4 protein-coding genes and 1 pseudogene are annotated in these 2974 nt (G+C 73.4%); 1 reads left to right on the forward strand and 4 read right to left on the reverse strand.

Annotated elements, in window-relative coordinates:
- Positions 1-208, forward strand: a pseudogene (locus G3573_RS21005) (DUF4126 domain-containing protein); the annotation flags it as partial.
- On the opposite strand, the gene G3573_RS21010 reads toward G3573_RS21005, so the two are convergent.
- The 4 genes from G3573_RS21010 to G3573_RS21025 all read right to left on the reverse strand — a co-directional run.
- Positions 209-421, reverse strand: coding sequence for a hypothetical protein (locus G3573_RS21010; RefSeq protein WP_163263597.1), 213 nt, complete (start codon positions 419-421; stop codon positions 209-211). It lies immediately after the preceding pseudogene.
- A 57-nt stretch (positions 422-478) separates the two neighbouring features.
- Entirely contained in the window at positions 479-1762 is a 1284-nt protein-coding gene (locus G3573_RS21015; protein WP_163263598.1) for an RNA polymerase sigma factor, read from the reverse strand.
- Positions 1759-2130 carry a YciI family protein gene (locus G3573_RS21020; RefSeq protein ID WP_163263599.1) on the reverse strand — a complete coding sequence of 124 codons (372 nt, stop codon included), beginning with the start codon at positions 2128-2130 and terminating at the stop codon, positions 1759-1761. The genes G3573_RS21015 and G3573_RS21020 overlap by 4 nt, the downstream gene beginning before the upstream one ends.
- Positions 2131-2241: 111 nt before the next feature.
- Positions 2242-2974 (reverse strand): hypothetical protein (locus tag G3573_RS21025; protein ID WP_205598418.1); only part of this gene is annotated, 733 nt, incomplete at its 5' end.

A 2974-nucleotide genomic window follows, 5' to 3' on the forward strand; every position in this document is an offset into this window, starting at 1 on the left:
CCTCTGCGGCGCGGCCCTGGGCGCGGCGCACGGCGCCCTGATCGGCGGCGCGGCGGCCGGAGCGATCGGGGCGCTGGCGGGGACCTTCGGCGGCTATGCGGTGCGCATGCGGCTGGCCAGGGCCTTCGGCCGCGACCTGCCGGCCGCCCTGCTGGAGGACGCGTTCACGATCATAGCCTCGGTGCTGATCGTCTGGGCGGCCGCCTGATCAGGCGGCGACGGCCAGCGACGGCGCCGGCGCTTCGACCTCGGCGATCCAGACCGGGCGCGCCTCGTCCCAGGCCTCGACCCGATCGCGGCCGGGATGCAGGGTCAGCAGCCATTCGGCCCGAGCGCGCGCCTCACGGTCGTCGGCGCAGTTGAGCACATAGAGGTCGTCGGCGCCGGGGCGGCCGAACACATAGAACAGGTAGGGCGTCACGAACGGGCGCTCCGGCGACTTCGCCGCAGCGCTTAGCCGCCGCCCGTCTCGGCCCGATCACAGCTCGGCGACGGTTCCGCGACGGCGGTCGGCGGAAATGTCCTTCTCCAGCCGGTCCAGGTGCATCCGGATGTGCGCGGCCTCGGCCGCCGTGCCGGCCAGCGACACGGCCTGGTCGAAGGCCGAGCGCGCCTCGGCCCCGCGGCCCAGCTGCAGCAGCAGCGCCCCGCGTACGCCGTGGAAGTGGAAGTAGCCGGCCAGCCGGTCGGCCAGCGGCTCGACCATGTCCAGCGCCGCCTCCGGGCCACGCACCTTGGCCACCGCCACCGCCCGGTTCAGCGTCACCACCGGCGAAGGCTGAAGGCGCTCCAGGGTGGCGTACAGCAGGTCGATCTGGGCCCAGTCGGTGTCCTGCGGCCGGGACGCGCGGGCGTGCAGGGCCGCGATCGCCGCCTGCACCTGGTAGGGCCCGGGCCGCCGATGGCGCACGGCCTTGTCGATCAGGGCCAGACCCTCCGTGATCATCCTGCGATTCCAGAGACTTCGGTCCTGATCCTCCAGCAGGACGACATCGCCCTGGGGATCGAACCGGGCCGGCGTGCGGGCGTGCTGCAGCAGCATCAGCGCCGTCAGCCCCATGATCTCCGGCTCGGTCTGGAACAGCCGCAGCAGCAGCCGCCCCAGTCGGATCGCCTCCTCCGCCAGCGGCGCGCGGGCGGCGGCCTCGGTCGCCCCGGCGGTGGAATAGCCCTCGTTGAACAGCAGGTAGATCATGGCCGCGACCACGCCCAGCCGCTCGGACCGCTCGACCGCGCCCGGCGCCTCGAACGGCACGTCGGCCTGGGCGATGCGGCCCTTGGCGCGGGTAATGCGCTGCTCCATGGCGCTCTCGCCGACCAGGAAGGCGCGGGCGATCTGCTTCACCGACAGGCCCGAAACCACGCGCAGGGCCAGGGCGATCTGCTGGGTGGCCGGCAGGTCCGGATGGCAGCAGACGAACAGCAGGCGCAGGACGTCGTCGCGATAGTCCGACCCGTCCAGCCGTTCGGCCAGCGGCGCCTCGACGTCGTCGAGGTCGGAGACCAGCTCCTCGGCCGGCATGGCGGTGTGGCGGCTCTGGCGGCGCACGTGGTCCAGCGCGGCGTTGCGCCCGACGAAGATCAGCCAGGCGGCGGGATCGCGCGGCGGCCCGTTCGTCGGCCAGGTCTTCAGCGCCCGCAGGGACGCCTCCTGGAACGCCTCCTCGGCCGTATCCAGGTCGCGGAAGTAGCGCAGCAGCGCCCCCACCGCCTGGGGTCGGGCCGAGGTCAGGGCCGCGTCGATCCAGCCGAGGTCGTTCACGTCGAAATGTCTCCCGGGCGGTAGAGCATCAACGGCCGCACCTCGTGCGCGCCGGCCGAGCCGCTGGCGCGACCCAGGTCCTGGGCGACCTCGATGGCGGCCTCCAGGCTGTCGCAGTCGACCACGTAGAAGCCCAGCAACTGCTCCTTGGTCTCGGCGAACGGCCCGTCGATCACCAGGGCCTCGCGGCCCTTGCGCACGGTGGTGGCGGCGGTGGAGGGCAGCAGCCGCGCGACCGGCCCCAGCCGGCCCTGCGCCGACAGCTTCTCCTGGACGGCGCCCAGCCGCTCCATGACGGCGGCGTCCTCTTCCTTGGACCAGGCGCCGACGACGTCTTCGGAGTCGTAGCAGAGGATGGCGTAGAGCATGGGCGGACTTCCTGCGTCAGGCTGAGGACGAAACAGTCTGCCCCTAGCCGACACCGCCGCAGAAACAAAACAGCGGTTTTCGGAAGGACGCGCGCCGCCCTCCCCCACGCGTCAGGCGCCGGCGCCTTCCCCGTGCACCCGCAGGAAGGTCTCGGCGTAGTCCGCCACGCCCCTGGCGTCATACGCGAGCGCCTTGTCGCGCGCCCCGGCGGCCCAGGCCGCGACCTCGCGCGCCACCTCCAGCGCTTCACGCAGCATCGCCTGTCGCTCATCCACAGGCGCGTCCGTCATCGAGCCGGCGTGCATCAACGCCAGCGCGAGACGGTAGCGGGTCCACGCCCACGACCGCGACTGGACGTCCCGCGCCGTCGCCTCCGCGGCGGTCCGGAAAGCCGCGACTGCGGCGTCGTATCGCTCCGGGCTTTCCGGTTTGGTGTCTGAAGCGCCGCCGAACAGGATCTCGGCCAGTTCGAGCTGGCTTTCCAGCCAGGCGTCCGGGGCGTGCTCGCGCGTGCGCACCGACAGCGCCGCGCGGGCGGCGACGGCGGCCGCCTTCAGCACGCTCGGGTCGTAGTAGCGGATCTCGCCCACCTGACGCAGCAGGCGCGCGAGCTCCTGCTCGAGGTCGGCCCATCGATCCGGCGCGGTCTCGCGCGTGTGCACCTCCAGCGCCGCGCGCACGGCCGCCTCGGCCTCCAGGAAGGGCGCGATGCGGGCGGCGGCCTCGGCGTCGCTTTCGGCCGCCGTCACGCCGCGCGGCTGGCGGACCTCGCCGTAGGCCCGCAAGGCCCGGGCGAGTTCGAACTGCGCGTCGGCCCAGGCCTCGGGCCCGGCCTCGCGCGAC

The sequence above is a fragment of the Caulobacter sp. 17J65-9 genome, from assembly GCF_010975005.1.
Lineage (GTDB): Bacteria > Pseudomonadota > Alphaproteobacteria > Caulobacterales > Caulobacteraceae > 17J80-11.

Coding starts and splice junctions, on each gene's coding strand:
- G3573_RS21020 (WP_163263599.1), bottom strand. CDS start 2,130: ATGCTCTACGCCATCCTCTGCTACGACTCCGAAGACGTCGTCGGCGCC.